The organism is Verrucomicrobiia bacterium (assembly GCA_035946615.1).
Classification (GTDB): domain Bacteria; phylum Verrucomicrobiota; class Verrucomicrobiia; order Limisphaerales; family UBA8199; genus DASYZB01.
Map to the genome: position 1 here is coordinate 18,270 of DASYZB010000013.1, position 22,447 is coordinate 40,716.

Sequence of the window (22,447 nt, forward strand, 5' to 3'; positions counted from 1 at the left end):
GACTCTATTCGCCGTTCTCCTGCCGGGGTTTGGGTTGATTTGCTTCGAATACACCCTGCCAGCGATGCAGTTCCATGGCCAGAGGCCTGTAAAGCTTGCGATTACCGCGCGAGTCAGGATAATCCCACAAGGCATTATAACAGTGCCGATCGTCAATCCAGCCCGGATGATTTACTATGGGATAAAGACAGATTCCCTGGATGGGAACACCGTTTCCCATGGCGGCCTGGGTTTCCTGGCAAATATAGCGAAGCCAGCCGGCGCGGAGCATCTTCTCGGCGCCAGTCTCTGCGATGAAAATGGGGCGGTGATATCGTCTATAGACCTCATTGAGCATCTCGCGAAATGGGCGGTAGCGCGGGTGATGGCGGGTCAAAGGAGTAAATTTGCGCACGCGCCGGAAGTCTTTGAGGTTATAGAACCATTGGTTGTGCGGGTAAAAATTCGCCCCAATGATATCCAGGTACCGCTCGTGCCCGCCTAATTCCGGCCAGAGCCGGCCTGCCAGCATGTCCCAGGCCTGGAATTGCGACAGCCTATAAGCCTCGGCATCGGGTTGTTCCTCGGGATGGCGGCTGCTGGCCACCACATGAATGATGGGATCGACATGAACGAACCGGGAGTCGGGCCGGCCCGCCCAGATGGCATTCATAGCGGCTATGGCCGCCCGCACCAAATGGGTCTTGAGTTCGAAACCCCGCCTCGTAACAAATGGAAACAGTGTTCCCTCGTCGCCTGCGGCCCAGGAGAAGAAGGAGATTTCGTTGACGGGAACGAAAAACCCCGGCCCATCAATTTCATTGGCAAGCCAGCGGGCAAAGGCAGCGCCATACTCGGCCAGGCTCGAGACAAACTCCGGCTTGAATAAATCCAGATGGTCGGGCCAGCCGAAGTGGCACAGGTCCCAGATCACTTGTGTCCCGGTAGCCCGCGCAGCCCGCACGATGGGCAGGGCGCTGGAAAAATCATAGCGGCCAGGCCGGCTCTCGACCAGATGCCAGCGCACCCCTTCGCGTGCGACCCGCAAGCCCTGCTGTTTAAGCCGCATATAATCCTGGCGCGCAAAGGTGTCGTGGGCGGTCGCAGCCACCAGGTCGAGCCGGTAACCGGAGCGCCGAACGATGCTCGAGCATTCAAAACCGCCGGCGAAAAAGCTTTGAAAGAGGCGCCGCTGAGGGATGATCTCAGTAGCCGCCTGAAATCTCGGCGCTCTGCTCTTCTGAAGGCCCCGTGCAGGTCGCATTGCTCGCATCGCTCGATCTTTCCCTCGTCGAGGAAGTTTATGGCTCAACCAAAACAGGCCGCCGCCGGCCCGTGAGTGCCTTGGGCCGCTTCGGTTTCATTGAGATAGGCAAAGCAACCGTTCGCGCGGGTTGTTCGTAAGTCAAATCCACCGCTTCGGAACGGCTCAGATTGCAAAGCCGGGCATAAAGGGTCAGGGCCTGCGCCGCAACCTGGTCCATGTTGTAATACTTATAAGTGGCCAGGCGCCCGACAAAGTGCACCCCTGTTTCCTCTGCCAATGCCTGATATTGCTGATAAATCTGCGCGTTCTCCCGCCGCGGAATCGGATAATAAGGGTCTCCTGCGGCCCGCGAATACTCATAAACGATACTGGTTTTGGGATGCTCCTGGCCGGTCAGATGTTTGAACTCAGTGACCCGGGTGAATTCATAATCATTCGGATAATTGACCACCGCCACAGGCTGGTATTGGGCGCGGTTTAGCGTCTCGTGTTTGAACTCGAGGCAGCGGTAAGGCAGTTTGCCGAACTGAAAATCGAAAAACTCATCCACCGGGCCGGTATAGACCAGTTCGCGGTATGGTAGAGCGTCTTTAACATCCCTGTAATCGGTGTTCAAGAGAATCTTGATGTTGGAATGATCGAGCATGTTTTCGAACATGCGGGTGAACCCGAATTTGGGCATGGCCTGGTAGGTATCGGTGAAGTACCGATCATCGCGATTGGTGCGCGTGGGGACGCGCGCGGTCACCTGGGCATCCAACTCGGATGGGTCCAAGCCCCATTGCTTGCGCGTATAACCGCGGAAAAACTTCTCGTAGAGCTCGCGGCCAATCTTGCTCACAACCACATCCTCTGAGGTGCGAATTTGCTCCCTGGCTTCGGCGCGGCTGGCCAGAAATTCCTCCATCTGAAAGGAATTGAGACTCAAACCGTAAAGCCGATTAATCGTATCGAGGTTGATCGGGATGGGAACCAACTGCCCGTCCACGCTGGCCAGCACCTTATGCTGATAAGGACGCCATTGGGTGAAGCGCGAGAGATAATCGAATACCTCCTTGCAATTCGTGTGAAAGATATGGGGCCCGTATTTGTGCACCAGGATGCCCGCCTCGTCATAGTGGTCGTATGCGTTGCCGCCAATATGTCCGCGGCGATCCGCAAGCAGAACCTGTTTGCCCGACCCGCGCGCCAAGCGCTCGGCCAGAATGCACCCGGCATAGCCCGCCCCGACAATTAAATAATCAAACAGCTCCACTCGACCTGGCCGGGATTGCTCGCAAAAGCCGTTCATGCGTCAGGCGGCTGCGGGGAAAGGTGTTTCCCCAGGGATAGCCGGAGGGCAGGTTTCCACCTGGGCAGAGAGGGCCGCGGCGCTGTCGAATGCCTGGAATATTGAACTGGCGGCGGCGGTTTTTCGTGCCAGGGCCTCATTCATGTGCCGTTCCATCTCGCCAACGATCCAGTCCCAGGAGTTTTTGGCAACCATGTCCAGCCCCCGGGCAATGGCATCCCCATCGGGTTGTTCGAGAGCTTGCCGGCAAGCGCAAACAAACTCTTTGGCGCTTCGCGCGACCTGAACGACGGCTCCGAAGTTGCGCACCACATCGGGCACGGCGGTGCTCACGATGGGTTTAGCAGTGGCCATATACTCGAGGGCCTTGGTCGGATTGATAAATTCGGTCGCCTCATTTAGAGCGAATGGCATCAGGCAGACATCAAAGCCTTTGCAGAATGAAGGCAGGTCCGCATAGGCCCGCTGTCCCAGCCAATGCAGGTTATGCTGCCGCGGCAAATCGCGCTCCTCGACCTTGGCCACCGGCCCAATGATGGCTACTGACCAACTCGGGTCGGCCTCCGCCAACCGCCCAACCAACTGGTAATCCATCCGCTCATCCACCACGCCGAAATATCCCAAAACGGGCCGCTTCAATGCGGCTATCTCTGGGGGAATGGCGGTTTGGGTGGCGCGCGCGCGGCCAAAGTGTTCGGCATCGACGCCGCAGCCATAGAAATGACAATTATTATGGAAGCGGCTCTTACTGTCATAGAGCTTTCGGCCACCGGTAAAAACGAGGTCGGCCCGCGCCAGCAACTCCCTCTCGCGTTTGCGGATTTCAGGCGGAGCCCCGCGGAATTTTGACAGCTCGTCCATGCAATCATAGACGGTGAGCCGTTCACCCATTTGGCCGGCGAATGCCCTCACCGCCATCGGGTCGTAAAACCATTGAATCGGATTATCGAATTGCCCGGCTGCAGGGCCGGCCAAAAAATTCTGAACCAACCGGCGCCTTTCGGCATCGACATACTCTCCGTCCCCCCAGCGCCAGACGGGAAACTGCAGGCGCAACACGGTGATATTGGGATAATCCTGCGGTGTGCTGAACCGCGCCAGCGGCGCCACCAATTGAACGTCGGGCGAGACTGTTTCTACAAACAGGATTCGGCGCCGCCGGCTGAAGCGGGAGATGAACTGCTGTGGCCGCTGCCAAACCCAGTCCCAGCACAGGTGCGAATGGACAATGATCGGAAAATCGCCGGCAAACTCCGTGGCGGCGTCGCGCGCGGAGGCACTGCTCTTTCGCATGCGGTTGGGGTTGTGGAAACGTTTTCTTGAAAAGAAAGAGGTTTTTTGCGCGATAAAACCTTTGGATTTGGGTGTCAGTTCAGATTCGATCGGCGCGTAAGACATAGAGCAACGTGTTTAATGGTTCGATAATCATATTCCTGCCGAGCATTGTCTCCCGCGTTCATTTCACAGGACTAACACTCTCTGGTTAAGAGACTTCAAAGGGCCGCCTCACTCAATGGGGTTTAACCCGAAAATCATCGGCCGACTTGCAAATCTCAGCGCTATTTTTGACTGTCAGCGGCTTCAGACTCGGCTACAGTGGCGGCGGAAAGTTTCAAAGCGCGGGAATGCCCCGCAAGACGCAGGGACATTATGCAATTAGACGAGGCACAAAAGCAGAAGGTGGCGGAGTGGATTAAGCAGGGATTAAAGCTCTCAGAAATCCAGAATCGATTGATGGGCGAATTAAGCGTGCGACTGACTTACATGGAAGTGCGCTTGCTGGTCGATGACCTCAAGCTGACTCCAAAGGACGTCGAGCCGCGCAAACCATCGCCGACTTTGGCGGGGGCAGGCGCCCCAGGCGCCCCAACGCCCGGAGCCAGGCAACCAGGACCAGCACCGTCACAGGCCCCAGTAGCCCAGGCCCAGACCCCTGGAGCTCCAGCCAAGATAGCCCTTTCCGTGGACCAACTCGCCCGCCCGGGCGCGGTGGTCAGCGGCAAGGTCACTTTCAGCGACGGCAATCGCGCGGAGTGGTATTTTGATCAATCTGGCCGGCTGGGATTGGTGACGCAGCAACCAGGCTACAGACCGCCTGCGGCGGATTTGCAGGAATTCCAGGTAGCCCTCGAATCAGAACTGAGCCGGATGGGCCTGTAAGGTCAGCATTAAAGCGCTGCCAGGCAATCCGCCACCGGTTTCCACGCTGCGGTGGGATCGGCGGTGAATTGGCGCAGGGGGGTCAGGGCCTCGCGCCATTGATGGGCCAAAGGCGCCAGGAGCGTGTCCTCGAACTTTGACGGCTCGGGTAACCGGCCTTCGATAGCCAATGCGCGGCCCAAGGGCAGCACCGCATCCAGCATGGCGGCCCTGGCTTCTTCGGCCAGGCCACCTTCGCCCAGCAGACGCGCCATCTTCATCTTGCGCGCCGCCTGTTGGCGGTGGCTTGCCGCTTGCTCCCGCTCCGCCTCGGAGAGAGGGGCAGGCCCCGCAGCCGTTGTTTCCTGAGCAAACAAATCCCGGCTGGCGCGCGTGGTGCGAGATACCAGTCCGAGTTCGATGAGCCGTTGCAAGGCCTCGTCTGTGGCGCGATCAATAACCTCCAGGCGCACCGGTGACAGCGGGTCCCATTGGCCGGGCCCGAAATACTCCTCGTGCAAGGCTTGGAGCTTCTCGCGGTGCTGGGCGGCGTCCCGCTCGACAATCACATACAACACCGAATGAGAGGCATCCGCCGGGTACCGCTCTTCACATCGCACCAGCGCGCCATTAATGCGCTCGCGCGCGGCGCTCGCAAAACCCAGCGGGCGGTCCGCCGGGAGCGCTGGCCGTGCAGGCGCGGTTCCTGGCGGTGGTTGAGTTGGCGTTGAAACCAGTTGCTCGAGTTTCGCCAGGAAGGCCTGACGTCCGCTCTGGAGTTTGATCTCCGTAAGATTGCCTTTGCGGTCCAGGACGCCGTCGGCCAGGGCTTGCTTGTTCGAAAGCGTATCGAGCATTCGGTGCTCGATGGTTTTTTCGGTAACCAGATTGATGACTGTGACTGGGCGGGTCTGGTGCTTGCGCCAGGCCCGTGCAATGCGTTGCTCGAGCTTGGCTGGGTTCCATGGCAAGTCGCAATTAATCACAATGCTCGCATTTTGCAGGTTTAATCCCGATGCGCCCGAATCGGTGCTGAGAAAAATCCGGCAATCCGGGTCGGACTTGAACGCGTTGATTTCTGCCCGGCGCCGTTTTTGGGGGACGCTGCCGGTATGCCAGGCGAAACCCAGCTTGAGCCGCCGGCAGAGGCCCTGCACCAGTTCGAGCATCCGCTCCCATTCCGAAAAGACGAGCGCCTTTACGTCCTTATTCTCCCGGCATTCCTCGAGAATCTTCTCGAGCTCAGCCAGTTTCGGACAAACCCGGTCCTCGGGATTAAGGATATAATTGGTGTCGCAAACCATCCGCATCATGGCCAGGTGCCGCAAGAGCTTGTCTGATTCCTGTTGGGTGAGCGGTCGGCGTTTGGCGATAAATGCCAAACGCGCAACCACTGCCTCGTGGTTCTCATATTCAGCCCGCTGCTCCGCGCTGAGGATAACGAAATAGTTGCGGTCCGAGCGCTCGGGCAACTCCGTCTCGACATCGGCTTTGCGGCGGCGAAGCATGTGGGGCTTAATGCGCTCGTGGAGTTTGTCCAGGTTGCAATAAGCGCTCGGGCGCCCGCGCTCATCGAGTTGGTAGTATTCACGGTTGAACCGGAACAAGGGTCCCAGAAGCGATGGATTCAAAAAATCCATCAATGAATAGAGTTCGTCGATGCGGTTTTCGATGGGCGTGCCCGTCAGGACGAACGCGTAGCGGCTGCGGAGGCGTTTGATGGCCTGGGTGGTTTTGGCGCTCCAATTCTTGATACGCTGCGCCTCGTCCAGCACCACGATGTCCGGACGCAACCGCTCGTTGACTTCCAGGGCATCGGCCAGCATCTGCTCGTAGTTGACAATGGTGAAGAACGGCGGCATTGCAGCCCCTGAGGCCAGTTGCCGCGCGGCGTGGTAGCATTTCAGGCGCTGCATCCTCGAGCCAAACACCAGTTGATAGGGCAGCTCGGTGAACCGTTGAATCTGCTCTTCCCATTCGGTTTTGAGGGAAGCTGGAGTAACCACCAGCACCCGCTCAGCCCGGCCAAGGCGCCGCAGCAGGGCGCAAGCAGCAATGGCCTGGATGGTTTTTCCCAGGCCCATTTCATCCGCCAACAGTGCGCGCTCGGTAAAGGCCAGGTGTAACATCCCTTCCCGCTGATAGGGGAATAGCGGGACCCGGGTTTCCTGCGCGGGCCACTCGCCGTTTTGGACCTTAAGCTCGTAATGTCGCCTGATTTCTTTGCGTTCAGCGGCTCGCGCCCGGGCCTCCAGCCAAGGGGTCAACTCCTGCGACAGGCGCAGTTCCGGCAGGCGGCTGGACGCCAGTTGCCGCAGGCTTCCAAGGACCTCCTCGGGGTTGCCTTCCTTCAATGCCCCGCCGGTTCCAAACCAAGGGCGCAACTGGGACGGCAGCGCACCGTGTCCGTTTAACAAACAAATGGAATCGGTGGATGGGTCCGGCACCACATCCAGGCGCGTGCTGCCGTTTTTTGAGGCGTTTTGGAAGAGCCGCTTGAAACGCGCGCGCAGATAGAGCAGAACCGCTTCCACATGCTTGCAAGTGCCCAAACCGTTGATGCGGAAATCAACGCATTGACAGGCGAACTGCCTCTGGCCCACATCGCGGATTTCAACCAGGTACGCCAGCCCGCTGGCAGATTGAACGCGAAAGTTCGAATAAACCGGGTGGCGCGGGTCTGTGTTTGAAATGCGAAATTGTTCCGTGCTCGCCCGGACCCTGCGGCGGTTAATCTCGTCTTCGTCCGTGGTGCGCCAGTTGTGCTGCGAGGGCACTTCCATTTTCGGCATTAAAGCTTTTGGCATTGCTCCATCATTGACTTCAAATGCCAGGAGTCAAAACGGAGTTATTCGGAGTTATTCACCGCCTGTTCACTTATCCCGACGGGATTACGCCCTCCAACCGGAGTTGCGAGGAACGAGCTACCCCGGGTAACCTCCGCGCGGCGCCCCACCTCCGAAGGAGTTGCGCCCCTTGACTCGATACATCCTTTATCATCATCGCACCATCGTCATTACCTTCCTTGACTTTGGCTCAGTGATAAAGGATTGGGTTGGTCCTCCAGTCCTTGTTCTTGTCGTGCGCGTAGATGGCCACTCGAGGGCGTCGTTCGCGCAGTCGCACTGATTCCAAGCCGCAGTAGTAACCTGCGGACGCCGGATTCCTTCCGACGCACTCCAACCGGAGCCGGTATTGGCCCGGATCGGGCCAAAAATCGAGCAGATGCGCCTCTTCATTGATCACCTTGGGGCTGTAAAGGTCCAACGGCTCGCCCAATTTAACGCCATTAAGATATGTTTGATACCGGCCGAAGTCGTAGGATTTGGTGAGGTTCAACAGGAGGCGGAACGGCTGCTTGTTCGTCACGCTGAAGGCAAGCTCCAGCCACGCATTTTGGCTGTTTGTCGGTTCATAGAGCACCTGCCGTCCGGGGTAGAACTCAAGCTGCTGGGTGATGAGTTCTCCATCACCATGAAAGTGCGTTCCCGTAAAGTCTCTGGCGAAAGCGATGATCGGATCGAGGCTGGGCAGCGCGCGGGCGCGGGCGTCCGGAGCGCGGGCATTGAAGGTCGGTTTGCCGGTTTGGTACCAGAAAGACACGCTTGAATAATCATCTTCGCGCTCATTCCAGCTAGTGCTCTTGTAGGCATGGTTCTCATCGGGAGCGATCCAGCCAAAGTGTTCAAACGTCACTTTGATACCTGTATTGAAGACGATTGGGTCGTTGATATGCCAGCGGTAGGCGCTGGTATGTCCACCGACGATCCCCCATTGGTCGAAGAAGGGTACCCCGAAATACGGCGTGCTGGCAGTTTTTAAACCCCACGCTAACAGAAAATAATCTTCCGTTCCGGTGCCCCAAATCGAGGCCTTGGATTCCCCGTCGATATAAATCTTCTCATCGCCTTCGCCGAACCATGCGGGGCTTCGCGTCCGCACCGCCAGCACCGTGCCGACGTAATGGCCTTTACCGCGCGTGTCCAGCAGCACGTAATCCTTGCCGTGCTCGACGGGGTATTCCTGGCGGTACTGAGCGTAAAAATAAGGTGTGTCCTTGGGGATTCGCTTCTTCCTGATCCAATCAATATTGTAATACAGCAGGCTTATGGGCTTGTCGCTTTGGTTGACGATTTCGATGCGGGCAGACTTTCGGAACGGCATTTGCCAGAAACAATTGTAGGCATCGCCGTCCGCCACAACGACGGGCAGGCTAATCACCTCGCGTCTCTGGCCAAAACAGTTGGCGAAAAAATCTCCAACCGGCGCCTCTACGGCAGGACGGGGATCGCCGTCCCAATACATCCGCAAAAGCATTTCCTGGTGGTTGGCCGAGCCGTCTTTGGCCCAATCCTGAGGCTCCGGCCCAAGAAAAGTCATCCAGACGTGAGTAATAATGCCGGGGCCGCGCTCGTCCAACAGCACATGCGTCTTTCCGGGCGCTACTCTGAAATTGTCCCAATTGCTTTCTTCGCTCAGGTCTCCGCGAGGCTCCGCGCGAGGATTGAGCTTCTGCTCGCCGGACCGCCGCACCTCCCCAACCCGCATCGTCGAGGTCGCGCGCATGGACCTTCCTTCCTGCGGTTTGGCGAGATCATCCAAAACCCCAGCCCGGCACAGGCTCGTCAAATGGAACAACCACAGCGCCAGGATGACGGCGTTCACGCTGGTCGTCTCTAGGGCGGCGAGACTTTTTCGCAGGTGAGGGGCTGCAAGGCGGCACATTGATGACCGGGCTGGCTGCGGAGGCGACGCAGGTCGAGGACGGAACCGGGTTTTCATGTTTTGGTCTTCTTTCTGTTGCGCTGGCGCGATCGGCCGGCGACAGGCTTGTAGTCGTCTGCGGGCACTGCCATGAGCTGCGCATCCATGACGAGAACAAGCCTTGGCGCACTTTGTTTTTCCCTTCCCACGCGCGCAAGCTTTTTCCCCAATCCGTCACCTTGGCTGACGAACTCGTGGGTAAGGTGAGCTAAGGGCGCCTTACGGGATTGGGCGTCGGATGCCCAGGGACCTTGGTATAACAGAAGACTTGTACGGGGGCAATTACTGGGCAATTACGGCGGGGGAATGGCTTGGGGTTGCATTATGTAATACCATAACAGAGCCAACAATCAGGCCAAGCGCAGCTTGCGTGTGGTCATCAGGGGAAAAGTCGTCCAAAGTACGCGCTCCGAAAAGGGCCTGCAAAACCGTAGCGTGCTCCGCAGTTGTTCGAGACCAAGCGCCGCCAAGGCAAGAAACCTCATGAGTTCTTTCCGCGTTTTTTGCGCTCTAATCTGTTCTACGAAAACCCAAGCCTGCCATCACCTGATTGATCCGTCGGGCATAATGGTGTTGGTGAAGATGGCGCCGGTAAAATCGGCGCCATTTGTAATCGCATTGAGCAGATTTGCCTGGGAGAAGTCGGCGGAGCGAAACCGGCCCTGGGTAAGATTGGCATTGGTGAGAATGGCGCCGAAGAAATCGGCATTATTGAAGTTGGCGCCGGTCAGGTTCGCATTGCCGAAATTGGATTCTTCAAGGACGGACTCGAAGCAGAAGGAGTTGGTCAAATTGGCCCCAATAAGGCCTGCCTGAAACAGCAAGACCGAGCTCAAGTTTGCTGCATGAAGGTCTCGCCCGATGAGGGGCTGATTGAGAATCTGCCAAACCAGGCGCGATTTGGAATCGATGAGGGTAGTCCCGTCAATCAGCGTTCCCTTGAAATCTACAAACGCCATACTCGCCGCGGTAAAATTGGCCCCGCGGAGGTCGGCGCCACTGAGATCGGTCTCGAAGAACGATGAGCCGCTGAAGTTAGCGTGATTGAAATTGACTCCTGCCAGGGTCGCTTCACTGAGATCAACATTGAGCAGGATGGCGTTTGTGGCCGGATGGTTGACTAACTGCCAGATGAGCTGTGGTTTCGCATCAATCTGCGTGTCGGTGTCGAGTATCACATTGTTCCAAGTTGCGAACCGGAGGTCGGCGCCGGTGAGGATCGCAAACGTGAAGTCAGTTCCTGTCAGGTCGGCTGCCAACAGACCCGCGTTTTCAAAATCGCCAAACGTTGCGTCCACCCCATCGAAGCTGGCGAAATTGAAATTAGCCGAGGCGGCCTGGACGCCGAACAGGTCAGCGCCGGTCAGGACCCCTTGGCTGAGGTCCGCGGAGCGGAGGTCTGCGCCGCCCAAGTTCGCGCCGGTCAGAGTGGCCTGGCTGAGGTTGGCGCCGAATAGATTCGCGCCGAAGAAATCCGCGTCCTCCAGCTCGCCGAAAGCGAGATTCGCGTTGTTCAATTCCGCATACTCCAGAGAGATGCTTGATTGCACGCGGTAAAAGGCCGCGCCGGAAAGAGAATCCTGGAGGCTAAGGGTTTGGCCCGGTGTTCCGCTCATCGGCCCGCCGAGCACGCTCCAGGTGGTCAAATCGGAGCTTCGCTCGTCATTTTCACGCTTTTTGCGTGAAAATCACGCGTCGATGTTCCTCAATTCAAGCAAGCGTCCGATGACAGACGCCAAGGAGGTGGGGGTGGGGAACCCCGCTGAAGAAAACGTTCTGTCACCGGACGATCAGCCTTTTAGCTGAACGCTTTTGTCCGCACAAGCTTTTGTTGATTGCAGCGTGACATTTCAGTTTTACGTCAGCGCACACTACGTAGGATTAGCTCTTCCCATCAATTTGACCCGCTCCGCGGCGCCTCATTGGGCGGGACAGGGCAGACTTTGGCGCTGATATCGATGGGCGGAGCTTCGGGCGGCTGAGTTGGCGCTTTTTTGCGCAGCATTATCACCACCGCCGTGCACCCGGTCCAGGTCGGCAGCATATCGACGATTGGGACCAGCTCGATAACAAAAGTGGGCAGCAGGAGCGGGTGGAACCCAATTGCTGCTGAAACCAGGACCATTGCAATCACATCCAGAACCTCGTCAGCCCCCGGAACGGCCCCAAACAGCAACTGAACGGCATCGGTTGCAATGGCCACCGAATAGGCGAACCAGATGCGTTTCCGGGTCAATGCCGGGACGCCAAACCAGCGCGGCAGTTTTGTTGATGTTGTCATCGGCTTACGCTCGCCAATTAGCCCCAGCATACAGCCATCTGGAAAGGAATGCCATCCCCGCGGCGTCCGCCTGAGCATTTTGGCGTTCAGTTTCTCTGCGCTCTTTGCGTTCCTTTGCGGCTAAAAATGCTTGTCTTACTGCTTGTAACCGATAGCGTCTCGGAACCGGAAGCAGCCGCAAGAGAACGCAAAGGGTGATTCCAACCGAAGGCACGATACCATGAATTATGCAGTAGCTGATTCCTACTTCATAACTCATACTTCATCCCTGAAACATTGAAACATGGCCTTCCGATTCCACTTCTCGCAACCAGCCTGGCCCCTGGTCCTGGCTCTTCTCCTCACCGCGCTCAGGCCGGCGTGCCTGGCTCAGCAGCCTGCGCAGGGCTTGCCAAAAATCCGCGTCGCCAAAGATGGACGCACCTTTATCGACGAGTATGGGCGGCCATTCGTCCCGTTCGGCGTCACCTACTATCGGCCAAACACTGGATGGGCGCCTCAGGTTTGGAAACAGTTCGACCCCGAGGCAACCCGCAAAGACTTTGCCAAAATGAAAGAGTTGAGCGTCAATTGCATCCGGGTTTTCCTCAGCTTTAAGTCCTTTTACACAGACCCGGGCACGTTGCGGACGGAGGGTTTAGCGAAATTCGATAAATTCCTAACGCTTGCCGAGGAGGCCGGCATTTACGTCCATCCGACCGGCCCGGATTTTTGGGAAGGTCCACCGAATTGGAGTCCGGTGGCTGTCGAAGACGAGAAAACCGTCCAGGCATTGGAAGAGTTTTGGAAGCTCTTCGCGGCGCGCTACAAGGGCCGGAACGTCATCTTGGCCTATGATTTGAAGAACGAACCCGAGGTTGGATGGAACGACCGGATGAAGCCTGGTTGGAATGCGTGGCTCCAAAACAAATATGGCACTCTTGAGCGGCTGGACAGGGCATGGGGCGCGGCCCATTCCGGCCAGTTTGGAAGCCTCCCACTCCCCGATGAACAGGACGCATTGAATAATCCCGAGTTGCTGGATTTTCAACACTTTCGCGAGGGCCTTGCGGACGAGTGGACCCGGCGCCAGGCGGCGGCCATCAAGTCGGTTGACCCCGGCGCTCTGGTGACGGCTGGGCTCATCCAATGGTCCGTTCCATCTCTCCTGCCGGCAGGGCCGCGACACTACGCCGCTTTTCGCCCGGAGCGGCAGGCAAGGTTTCTCGATTTTCTTGAAATCCATTTTTACCCGCTCGAACACGGGGCGTACGCGTATCGCGACGAAGAGGATGAATTGGCAAATCTTGCGTATCTCGAGGGGATAGTCCGCGAGGCGGCGCGTCCAGGCAAGCCGGTGGTTCTAGCCGAGTTCGGCTGGTATGGCGGGGGCAAGCCCAAATTTGATAACGGAAACCAGCCTGCGGCGACCCAGGAGCAACAGGCTGGCTATTGCGGGCGCGTTGTAAAAACCTCTGCCTGCTTTGTGGCCGGCTGGCTAAACTGGGGTTTCTACGATTGCCCGGACGCCAGCGATTGCAGCGAATTCACGGGGCTGGTCACTGCCGATGGAAGCGTCAAGGCTTGGGGCAAAACATTCCATGAGTTGGCTGCGCAGTACAGCGGCAGCCAAATCCCGCCGGCAAAAATCGGGCCCCGGCCTGCCCTGGATTGGGATGCCTGCCTGACCGACAGGGGCACTCAACGAGAATTCCGGAAAAGGTACCTTGCGGCCTTCCTCAAGGACTATCCGGCCGAAAAGTAAGAACGGTTTTTAGGGTATTATTCGAGGCGGGGGTGCTTTAACAAAGCTCGTTTCACGCAGGTAGATCGGCCCGAGTTCTTCACCGGACAAAAAGTCCGTTTCCCCCACGCTGAGGCGGGCCAGCGTGGCCGCACGCGGGAAGAGAAGCCGGCCTTCGGGGAACCAGCGGGTCACTTCAGGTCCCACGAGCAGACCACCCGAAGCGAGGCCTTGCTGCACTTCACTCGAACACGCCAGCCGAAGCGGAGAAAGCCCGCGGCGCTGGGCGGGTTTCAGCTCATAAGCAGCCAGGTAAAATTCATTTCGTTGAGCGTCGATGATCACATGGACCCGGCCTGTGAGGCCTGCAGCTTGAGCCTCGGCGGCAATGCATTCGGCGCTGCTAATGCCCAACAACTTTATCCCACGCCCCAATTGCCAGCCCTGCGCCAGGGCGATGGCCGTGCGGATACCGGTGTAAGATCCCGGCCCCAAACCGACAGCGAGACACTCGATTTGCTCGCGCTCGATGCGCGCCTGCCGCAAGGCCTCCTCGATCATGGCCAGCGGTCTCATCGAGCCGGGACCGGTCTCGATGACTTCGGCCAGCACCAGAGGCTCCTCGGCGCGGACCTCAACCGCCGCAACGCTCCTTTGCGGGGAAGAGAATTCAAGACCCAATATCTTCATACACAATGCGCCGTTCACGCTCACTGAGCGTCTCGATACGAACCATGCGCAGCGGGACCGAGCCGCGGCCCATGTTTGAGTGGAGCGAGATCAGAGGCGTTGGCCCTCCCCTGCCCTCCCCTGGTTCGCCGGTTGCATCCAGCGCTCGTTGCACGAACCGTTCGGCCCATTCAATCACTGTGACGCCGTCGGGCTGCAAATAATCGGTCAGCCCGGCAGCGACCACCTGCTCAGGTGTTTCGAGCCGGTACAAATCGAGGTGAAACAGGGTCAATCGGCCACCGGCATAGGTATGCACGAGAGCGAAGGTGGGCGATAAGACAAGCTGGCTGAAACCCAATCCTCGCGCCAGCCCTTTGACTAACTGGGTTTTGCCCGAACCCAGGTGCCCGGTAAGGGCAATGACCCAGCCCCGCATCGCATCGCGTCCCCAAGCCTCACCCAGCGCTTGAGTCTCGGAGGGGCTATGAGAAATGCACGTAACCATGCGCGGCCAAGGGGCGCACCCCCTGTTTGTCCCGGATTGAAATGCCCTCATGCGGAGTGATCTTGCCGATGCAACTCAGGCGCAGTTGAGGGAATTGCTCCTTCCACGCGTCCACGAGCGGGACGGCATCGCGGCTGGCAAGAGCAAAGAGCAGTTCGTAATCCTCCCCATCGCTGAGAGCGGCTTGCAGAGGGGCCTTGCCCAAGGGTTTCTTGGCGGCGTTGCGGGCGTCGCGGCTGATGGGGATGGCTGTGGCCAACAATTCCGCCCCGACCCGGCTGGCTTTGAGGACATGGCGCAGGTCGCCCGCCAGTCCGTCGCTCAGGTCGAGCATGGCGTGGATGCAAAATTGCTGGGCGAGCCAGCGAGCTTCCGCGAGGCGCGGCTCGAATTCCAGATGCCGGCCCGCCATCGAGCCGCCCAACTCGCCCGTAACGAACAGCGCGTCTCCCGGCTCCGCGCCGGAACGCAGCACCGCTTTGCCGCGTTGAACCCAGCCCAACAGCGCAATCGAGATAAGAAGGCCGCCCGGAGAGGCGACCGTCTCGCCGCCGGCAAGGGCGACTTCGTGTTTGCGCGCCAAAGCGCTTAATCCGGCATACACACCCTCGATGCGCGGTGTATCGAATCCGGGTGGCAGCGCAATCGTGACCAGCGCGGCGGTCGGCGTGCCCGCCATGGCGGCCACATCACTCAAGCACCGCGCCATCGCCTTATGCCCAATTTTTTCCGGCGCCGCACCCGTGGCGAAATGCACACCCTCGACCACAGCGTCGGTTTTGAACAACAACAATCGATCGGGAAGATCGAAATCGAGGAGCGCGCAATCATCGCCCGGCCCGAGCACAACGGACTTGTTGGTCGGGACCGAACGAGTCAGGTGGCTGATGAGTTCGAACTCGTTCATGGCGTTTTACTCCAGGTCTGCTGAAAGGAGTAGAGGATTGCAAAATTGAGGGCGTTAAAGAGAGCGTGGGCGGTAATGGGGGCCAGCAAATTGCCGGTGCGTTCATAGAGCAAAGCCAAGCCGACCGCCAATAAGGCCAGCGGAATGAAACTGATCAGGTTCAAGTGAACTGCGGCAAACAACAATGCGGTGCCCCAGAGTGCCAGGCGTGGAAAACCGGCCTGGCGAATCCAACGGTAAAGAACCCCGCGAAAGAGGATTTCCTCCGCGATGGGAGCCAGGATAATCGTGACGACCCCCAGGGCCAGGCGTGAGGCAAAGGTCATGGCCATTTGCAAGGTCTGCACGGCTTGCTGCTCCTGAGGTTGAAGCCCAAGTTGTGGCAGCCTTTTGGCAACCCACTCAAGGGACACCGCCGTGCCAAGTTGCAGACCCCAACCGACTGGCAGGAAAAGGCAGGCCAGAATAAACCCCAGCAGCAGAGCCCGAGGCCAGCGGGTTGAAAACCCGAACGCCTCAACCCAGCCGGTTTGATGCTCATGGAGAAAATAGGCAACTAAAATCAAGGCCGCGCCCTGAAAGCTCAGGGCCGAGATGATCATCTGCGCGACGGAAGGAGCAGGCGGTCCCGAGAATTTCTGCAACCACAAGCCGAAGCAAAATGCGGCGTAGAGACACACCAAAGAGCCCGCCATTCGGCGCAGAAAATTGTCGAGGGTCCATTTCTTACGCAACAAAACCAAGGCTGCGCCCAGCAAGCCAAATGTCGCAATCAGTATCGCATAAAAGCGGAAGCCGGATTTTCCTGGCAACGAATGAAAATGCATCGCCAGGATGCTGAGCGAGCCGCCATACACACAGACGACGAGGCCCAGGAACAACCGGACGATCGCCTCCGCTTTCCATGGTGTCCCTGATAGCATTCGTAAAGGCGCTACAATAAAGGGCGCCATCGAGCGGGCGCAATGGTAATTCCGCAAACCAAGACTTTATGGAGGCCTTCGGGCCCTAAAAAACTATCGACAAGGACGCCGGTGAAATGTAAAGTAAAGGCCAGTTTGGAGCAAAATGGCAAGACTTCTCATCACATCGAAGGGTTTCTCCAACCAGGTGATTGAATTGAACCTGGGAGTCAACCGCTTTGGGCGCAGCTCGGAGAACGACTTCCAAATCGAGCATCCAACGGTTTCGGCCCGGCATTGCGACGTTCTGCTTCGGGACGGCGAGTTGCTGGTGAGGGATTGTAATTCCACCAATGGCACCTTTGTGGGCGGCGACCCGGTCGAGGAAGGGACCCTGGTTACCGGCCAGATTCTTAGATTGGGCGATGTCGAGATGCTGGTCGAAACCGCCGAGGTCAACATTGCCATTCCCAAATTTGACCTGCCGCGCCCTGCCCCGCCGGTTGTTTTGTCAGACGGTTCGCTGATTTGCCCGCGGCATCCCGAAGCCAGAGTGACCCATCAATGCACGTTTTGCCTCGAAGTCCTCTGTGACGCGTGCGTCCACCGTCTGCGCCGGCGCGGGGGAAAGGTCCTCAAGCTATGTCCCTTGTGCAGCCACAAAGTTGAGCTGCTGGGTGGCGAGCGTAAGAAGAAGAAAAAATCGCTTTTGGGTTTCTTGCACAAAACAGTCAAGCTCCCGTTCCTTCATGCGATGAAGGAGGATGAATAGGAGATGCTACGCTTCCTTTTCAATCGGCGCCAACAACTGCCCTGCGGCGGCTACGGACGGTCTGGCGCGGGCTCGGAAACGGGCGTCTGAGGGAGGCGGCGGCGGCGGTACCAGGCGAGCATTGCCAGGTCGAGCGCGCCGCGTCCGAGGCGATTCCACACACCGTATTTCGAGCGGCCAGCGGTACGCGCGTGATGTGCAACCGGTGTTTCTAGAACGACCGCCCCGGCATCCTGGGCGAGGATGGGCATGAAACGGTGCAGGCCGTCAAAGGGCAGGAGCTTGGGGACAAGCGAGCGTTTAAAAACGCGCAGATTGCACCCGGTATCCCGGAAATCGGATTGCAGAATCAATTTACGGGCCGCCCGGGCGATCCAGGTTGAGAACCGGCGCAGCGCGCTGTCCATGCGACGCAATCTCACACCACAGACCATATCGCAGGTGGTGAGTTGGGCGAGCAAGCGCGGGAGGTCGGCAGGGTCATTCTGCAAATCGCCATCGAGCGTGGCGATAACCTGCGCGCGGCTGGCGTTGAAGCCGGTCCATAAGGCGGCGCTTTGGCCACTGTGCTGGAGCAGGCGTAAAGGCCGCACGCGCCTATCCAGCCGCCGGGCTTCGAGGATTTGCTCCCAGGTCCCGTCGGTGCTGGCGTCATCGACCAGGAGCAATTCGATATCGCGCGGTGGCTCGCTGAATGCCGCAAATACTTGGCGCGCCAAAGGCAGCACGTTCAGCCGCTCGTTCCAAAATGGGACGACGACAGAAACCTCCGGCGAAGCGATGCCAGAGCTTCCACTGGGCGAGCCGGGCGCCGAAATGGGCGCGAGCGAAGGCGACGACCCAGCGGTGGGGCCGGGGCCGGATTCCTGCGCTGCTTCATCCATAGCGTCTCGTTTGGTTCTAGGCGGCAGGCAGAACGCTAAACAACGCACTGCCGGGCTGTCACGGGAAATATAGGACGATAAGACTTGGAATTGGTTGGCCGGCCAGGTGGCCTTGTGCTAACGCTGGGCAAAAGCAACTCCACTATGAACCGACGAAATTTCTTCTCTGCGCTGGGAGGCCTTACCAGCTTGGGTGTGGCGTCTTTTGCCCAGGAGGGCCTTGCGGCACAGCCCACGGCTTCCTCTTTCCGCATTCGCCCCTTTGAGTTCGATGAGGTGGCCATCGCCCAATTGCAAAAGCTTCAGACTAATGGCAAAGCGTCTGCCCGCGTGATTGCAAAAAGGTACTTGGCGCGGATTGCGGAGGTGGACCGTCGCGGCCCGGCCCTGAACGCAGTCATTGAGCTTAATCCAGATGTCCTGGCCATCGCTGAATCGCTCGACAAAGAACGCGCCGCCAAGGGCCCTCGCGGCCCGCTCCACGGCGTGCCTGTGCTCATTAAAGATAACATCGCTACACATGACCGGATGACCACCACCGCCGGGTCGCTGGCCCTGTCTGGCTCCATCCCGCCGCGCGATTCGTTTGTGGCGCAGAAACTCCGCGAGGCGGGGGCCGTCATTCTGGGCAAGACGAACCTGAGCGAATGGGCCAACTTCCGCGGCTCACTCTCGACCAGCGGCTGGAGCGGACGCGGCGGGCAAACGCGTAACCCGTATGTTCTGGATCGCAATCCCTCGGGGTCGAGTTCCGGCTCGGCCGTTGCAGTGGCGGCCAATCTCTGCGCTATCGCAGTGGGGACTGAAACCGACGGCTCGATTCTTTCGCCCTCATCCTTTAACGGCATCGTCGGTATCAAGCCGACTCTGGGCCTGATCAGCCGCTCGGGAATTATCCCGATTGCACACAGTCAGGACACCGCCGGGCCGATGGCGCGCTCCGTAACCGATGCAGCGATTCTTTTAGGGGCCCTGGCCGGAACGGACCCGCGCGACCCGGCTACCGCTTCGAGCAGCAGCCAGGCTGATACCGATTACACGCGCCATCTCGGCCCGGACGGCTTGCGCGGCGCGCGCCTGGGTGTCGCCCGCAATTTCTTTGGGTTCCATCCCGGTGTGGATGCCCTGGTCCAATCGGCTTTGGACCTGATGCGGGCTGGAGGCGCCGAACTGATTGACCCAGTGGATTTGGAAAAGCCCTCGGAACTCGAGCGAGCTGAGATCGAAGTGTTGCGCTATGAAATGAAGACCGACATGAATGAGTATCTTGCCCAACTCGGTCCCAACGCCCCGGTGCGAACGCTCCGGGACATCATCGAGTTCAACGAGCGCCATCGTGCCGAGGAGTTGAAGTGGTTTGGCCAGGAAGAGCTGATTAAGTCTCAAGCCAAGGGACCTTTGACAGAGCCGCGTTACATCGAGGCCCTGGCAACCTGCCGCCGCCTGGCGCGGACTGAAGGGATCGACGCCGCCATGGACGAGCATCATCTGGATGCCATTGTTGCCCCTACTTCCGGCCCCGCTCACGTAACGGATTGTGTACTGGGGGATCACGGCTTGGGCGACAGCACCACCCCGGCGGCGGTTGCAGGTTATCCGAGCATCACTGTGCCCGCGGGATTTATTTTTGGACTGCCGGTGGGGCTCTCAATCTTCGGACGGGCATGGAGCGAGCCGAAGCTCTTGCGCATTGCCTATGGTTTCGAACAAGCCTCGAAAGCGCGCCGGCCTCCGAGGTTCCTGGGCACGCTGAAGAACCGCTAATGGGTGAGGTGCATGTTGGGAACGCTAATCTCCACTTATAAAAGGCTAATAGCTGAGTGGCGCTGATTCACTGGTCGGATGGGCGATCAGCTCGGAAAGGATGAAGCGCTTCCACTCGAGGGTGGCTTTGTGGCCGAAATTCAATAAATACCCCACAGGTTGGCGGGCAATGCGCATATAATTGAAAAGTCGGGCTTCGTGTTCGGTGGCCTTATTCGGCGACTGCCTTGTCTCACGGGTGGCTCAAGCGGAAAAACCGGGCGCTGTTAGTCGCCGGCAACTGCGCGCAAATGTCGCCATTCGTGGGGAAAGTTGAAGGGGTAATGATTGCCCAACTGGTGGGTTGAAGAGTCGGAGTGGTTTGAAGGCTATAGCTCACGCCAGTATCCATCCAACACAACAGGACATTAGTGCCGGAGGACGATATCGAGACGGCTGGCGTTTGGGCTGCAATCGACAGAATCTGGCTGCGATACGTGGCGATGTCAGCGGCGTATGTTATATCACCATAAACTGCTGTATTGCCGGGTTGTGAAGGCAGCGTGTCGATGGCGTATATCATTCCGGACAGTTCCCAGCCGGACGGGTTTTTGTAAAACACCCCTCCACCCGAATCACCGGGTGCAGCCTGGGCTTCATCGGAGGTTTGTCCGGGGGTTAGCGGGCTGGTAAAATCCATCATGAACGAGGCATTGTTCCCAATTCCGTCATTCTGCATAGTGACAGGGCCTGTATTAACCCGGTTATTGCCCCAACTTTTGAACTGTATCGCCGACCAATCAAACCCTGAGTAAGCGCCTAGTGAGGTTTGAACCGAGCCGGCTATGAATCCAAAACCGATCATATCGTTGGTGCTCAATGCGGGTGGGGTAGAACTTGCCAGGGCCAAATTCGGAAGGACCGGCAGCGCGCCCAGATGAAACAGCATCATGTCGGCGCCCGAGCCATCGGAGTTGGTCAACTGTTTTGAGGTCCCGTCCCAGGCGACAATTGTGCCATCGAAATCGACGTTCCCGGGGCCAACATGAACCGGGGTAAGAACCCAGCCGTTGCCCAGGTAAATGCCGCCTGATCCATTGACTCGCCCCAGATTTGCCCAAGGCACTCCGTCGGACGGCGCATTTGTATTGCCTGGCGAGTTGGCGTCCACCAGCGCCCGGGCCTCGAATGCTCCACCGCAAAGACCCAGAATCCATAACCCGCAGCCTGCAGCAAACCAACTCCCGCGGAACAGCCGCGACAGAGCATTCCTGCCGGACATCCGGCGGGGTGCAACAGCTTTCCCTGTTCGCCGCGAGCGAATTGTCATTTTGAGTTTAGTGACCGGCCATCTATAGCGGCACTTATCGTAGCAGCCTTCATCCCATTAAGAGCAAGTTTTTTGCCATATCAGCCCCGCAAATATCGCAACAAATCCTCTGTTTCCTGGTTGACCCTTGGGCGGTCCTGACTAAGATTCGCGTTCTGGTTTTAGACATTTTGTGAGTTTTTGACATCTAACATATGGCAGTGAAGGTTGCAATTAACGGGTTTGGCCGCATTGGGCGCCTAGTTTTCCGGGCGATGGTCGAACAGGGTCTGGTTGGCAAAGAAGTCCAGGTGGTTGCCGTTGGCGATATCGTCCCGGCGGACAACCTGGCCTATCTCTTAAAATATGATTCCACCCAGGGTCGTTTCCACGGCACCGTGGGTTCCGAGAAATCCGCTCCTGATAAGGCGGAGGACGACGTTCTGATTGTCAACGGGCAAAAGATGAATGTCGTCAGCGCCAAAGATCCCTCGCAATTGCCATGGAAACAGTTGGGTGTGGATGTGGTCATTGAATCCACCGGTTTGTTCACAGACGTTGAGAAGGCCAAAGGCCACCTGGCTGCCGGGGCCAAGAAGGTGATTATCAGCGCTCCTGCCAAAGGGGATTGCCCGACCCTTGTCATGGGCGTGAACCAGGACAAATACGACCCGAACCAGCACCACGTGGTTTCGAATGCCTCCTGCACCACCAATTGCCTGGCGCCGCTGGTTTATGTGCTGCTCAAGGAAGGCTTCGGAATTGATGAGGGCCTCATGACGACAGTCCATTCCTACACCGCCACCCAAAAGACCGTCGATGGCCCCAGCAAGAAAGACTGGAAAGGCGGGCGCTCCGCCGCGTTGAATTTGATTCCCTCGACCACCGGAGCGGCCAAAGCGGTTGGTTTGGTGTTACCGGAAGTCAAAGGCAAGCTCACCGGCATGGCTTTCCGTGTTCCGACACCGACGGTTTCGGTGGTGGACCTTACGGTTCGCACAACCAAGGACACCAGTTATGCGGAGATCAGCGCCGCCATGAAGAAGGCCAGCCAGACCTATCTCAAGGGCATCCTGGAATATACCGAGGACGAGGTGGTCAGCTCGGATTTCATTCACTCGAAATCCTCGTCGATCTTCGATAAGGGTTCCGGCATCGAATTAAACAAGCGCTTCTTCAAGCTCGTGAGCTGGTACGACAACGAGTGGGGCTATAGCTGCCGCGTTGCCGACCTGCTCAAGTTCATGATCCAAAAAGGCGTTTAAGCTGAGAGTTGGGCCATCGGCCCCGGCTCCTCTCAAGCGCGGGT

General features: G+C 58.2%; 19 protein-coding genes and 1 pseudogene. 6 read left to right on the plus strand and 14 right to left on the minus strand.

The window, feature by feature from the left end; genetic code table 11:
* Positions 1 to 4: 4 nt before the first annotated feature.
* The 3 genes from VG146_02380 to VG146_02390 are packed head-to-tail and all read right to left on the minus strand — an operon-like array spanning position 5 to position 3,830.
* A complete protein-coding gene (locus VG146_02380; protein HEV2391190.1) occupies positions 5 to 1,243 on the minus strand; it encodes a beta-glucosidase in 1,239 nt (412 codons plus the stop codon).
* A gap of 37 nt (positions 1,244 to 1,280) precedes the next feature.
* Positions 1,281 to 2,495, minus strand: coding sequence for a UDP-galactopyranose mutase (gene glf, locus VG146_02385; GenBank protein ID HEV2391191.1), 1,215 nt, complete (start codon positions 2,493 to 2,495; stop codon positions 1,281 to 1,283).
* Between the two features lie 45 nt (positions 2,496 to 2,540).
* A complete protein-coding gene (locus tag VG146_02390; GenBank protein HEV2391192.1) occupies positions 2,541 to 3,830 on the minus strand; it encodes a glycosyltransferase in 1,290 nt (429 codons plus the stop codon).
* 357 nt (positions 3,831 to 4,187) lie between these two features.
* Between VG146_02390 and VG146_02395 the strand changes: the two genes are divergently transcribed.
* Complete coding sequence (locus tag VG146_02395) at positions 4,188 to 4,697, plus strand: hypothetical protein (GenBank protein ID HEV2391193.1); 510 nt, start codon at positions 4,188 to 4,190, stop codon at positions 4,695 to 4,697.
* Positions 4,698 to 4,705: 8 nt separating this feature from the next.
* On the opposite strand, the gene VG146_02400 is transcribed toward VG146_02395, so the two are convergent.
* A complete protein-coding gene (locus VG146_02400; GenBank protein ID HEV2391194.1) occupies positions 4,706 to 7,483 on the minus strand; it encodes a DEAD/DEAH box helicase in 2,778 nt (925 codons plus the stop codon).
* 229 nt (positions 7,484 to 7,712) lie between these two features.
* Positions 7,713 to 9,341 (minus strand): glycoside hydrolase family 172 protein, encoded by a 1,629-nt coding sequence (locus VG146_02405; GenBank protein HEV2391195.1) that lies wholly within the window; start codon positions 9,339 to 9,341, stop codon positions 7,713 to 7,715.
* Positions 9,342 to 9,403: 62 nt separating this feature from the next.
* Between VG146_02405 and VG146_02410 the strand changes: the two genes are divergently transcribed.
* Positions 9,404 to 9,652, plus strand: coding sequence for a hypothetical protein (locus VG146_02410; protein ID HEV2391196.1), 249 nt, complete (start codon positions 9,404 to 9,406; stop codon positions 9,650 to 9,652).
* A 330-nt stretch (positions 9,653 to 9,982) separates the two neighbouring features.
* Here the strand turns inward: VG146_02410 and VG146_02415 are convergent, their stop codons facing one another.
* Both VG146_02415 and VG146_02420 read right to left on the minus strand, forming a co-directional pair.
* On the minus strand, positions 9,983 to 11,086 hold the full coding sequence (locus tag VG146_02415) for a pentapeptide repeat-containing protein (GenBank protein ID HEV2391197.1): 1,104 nt from the start codon (positions 11,084 to 11,086) through the stop codon (positions 9,983 to 9,985).
* A gap of 248 nt (positions 11,087 to 11,334) precedes the next feature.
* The gene (locus VG146_02420; protein HEV2391198.1) at positions 11,335 to 11,721 is read right to left on the minus strand and encodes a hypothetical protein; all 387 of its coding nucleotides are present in this window, start codon (positions 11,719 to 11,721) and stop codon (positions 11,335 to 11,337) included.
* 283 nt (positions 11,722 to 12,004) lie between these two features.
* On the opposite strand from VG146_02420, the gene VG146_02425 reads away from it, so the two are divergent.
* Complete coding sequence (locus VG146_02425) at positions 12,005 to 13,465, plus strand: beta-galactosidase (protein ID HEV2391199.1); 1,461 nt, start codon at positions 12,005 to 12,007, stop codon at positions 13,463 to 13,465.
* 9 nt (positions 13,466 to 13,474) lie between these two features.
* On the opposite strand, the gene tsaB is transcribed toward VG146_02425, so the two are convergent.
* From tsaB to VG146_02445, 4 genes are read right to left on the minus strand one after another with little or no spacing between them, the layout of a single operon-like run.
* Positions 13,475 to 14,134, minus strand: coding sequence for a tRNA (adenosine(37)-N6)-threonylcarbamoyltransferase complex dimerization subunit type 1 TsaB (gene tsaB / locus VG146_02430; protein ID HEV2391200.1), 660 nt, complete (start codon positions 14,132 to 14,134; stop codon positions 13,475 to 13,477).
* On the minus strand, positions 14,115 to 14,621 hold the full coding sequence (tsaE, locus tag VG146_02435) for a tRNA (adenosine(37)-N6)-threonylcarbamoyltransferase complex ATPase subunit type 1 TsaE (GenBank protein ID HEV2391201.1): 507 nt from the start codon (positions 14,619 to 14,621) through the stop codon (positions 14,115 to 14,117). Before tsaE ends, tsaB begins: the two co-directional genes overlap by 20 nt.
* Positions 14,599 to 15,528: a thiamine-phosphate kinase gene (locus tag VG146_02440; protein ID HEV2391202.1), complete on the minus strand. Its 930-nt coding sequence runs from the start codon at positions 15,526 to 15,528 to the stop codon at positions 14,599 to 14,601. Before VG146_02440 ends, tsaE begins: the two co-directional genes overlap by 23 nt.
* Complete coding sequence (locus tag VG146_02445) at positions 15,525 to 16,451, minus strand: CPBP family intramembrane glutamic endopeptidase (protein ID HEV2391203.1); 927 nt, start codon at positions 16,449 to 16,451, stop codon at positions 15,525 to 15,527. The genes VG146_02440 and VG146_02445 overlap by 4 nt, the downstream gene beginning before the upstream one ends.
* Before the next feature lie 145 nt (positions 16,452 to 16,596).
* Between VG146_02445 and VG146_02450 the strand changes: the two genes are divergently transcribed.
* Positions 16,597 to 17,202 (plus strand): FHA domain-containing protein, encoded by a 606-nt coding sequence (locus VG146_02450; protein ID HEV2391204.1) that lies wholly within the window; start codon positions 16,597 to 16,599, stop codon positions 17,200 to 17,202.
* Between the two features lie 50 nt (positions 17,203 to 17,252).
* Here VG146_02450 and VG146_02455 read toward each other — a convergent pair whose 3' ends face one another.
* Positions 17,253 to 18,086 (minus strand): glycosyltransferase family 2 protein, encoded by an 834-nt coding sequence (locus VG146_02455; GenBank protein HEV2391205.1) that lies wholly within the window; start codon positions 18,084 to 18,086, stop codon positions 17,253 to 17,255.
* Between the two features lie 144 nt (positions 18,087 to 18,230).
* On the opposite strand from VG146_02455, the gene VG146_02460 reads away from it, so the two are divergent.
* Positions 18,231 to 19,850 (plus strand): amidase, encoded by a 1,620-nt coding sequence (locus tag VG146_02460; protein ID HEV2391206.1) that lies wholly within the window; start codon positions 18,231 to 18,233, stop codon positions 19,848 to 19,850.
* Between the two features lie 45 nt (positions 19,851 to 19,895).
* On the opposite strand, the pseudogene VG146_02465 reads toward VG146_02460, so the two are convergent.
* Together VG146_02465 and VG146_02470 are read right to left on the minus strand one after the other, a co-directional pair.
* Positions 19,896 to 20,048: pseudogene (locus VG146_02465) on the minus strand (GxxExxY protein).
* A 34-nt stretch (positions 20,049 to 20,082) separates the two neighbouring features.
* Positions 20,083 to 21,111 carry a hypothetical protein gene (locus VG146_02470; GenBank protein ID HEV2391207.1) on the minus strand — a complete coding sequence of 343 codons (1,029 nt, stop codon included), beginning with the start codon at positions 21,109 to 21,111 and terminating at the stop codon, positions 20,083 to 20,085.
* A gap of 242 nt (positions 21,112 to 21,353) precedes the next feature.
* Between VG146_02470 and gap the strand changes: the two genes are divergently transcribed.
* Positions 21,354 to 22,403: a type I glyceraldehyde-3-phosphate dehydrogenase gene (gene gap / locus VG146_02475; protein ID HEV2391208.1), complete on the plus strand. Its 1,050-nt coding sequence runs from the start codon at positions 21,354 to 21,356 to the stop codon at positions 22,401 to 22,403.
* The last annotated feature ends 44 nt before the right edge of the window (positions 22,404 to 22,447 follow it).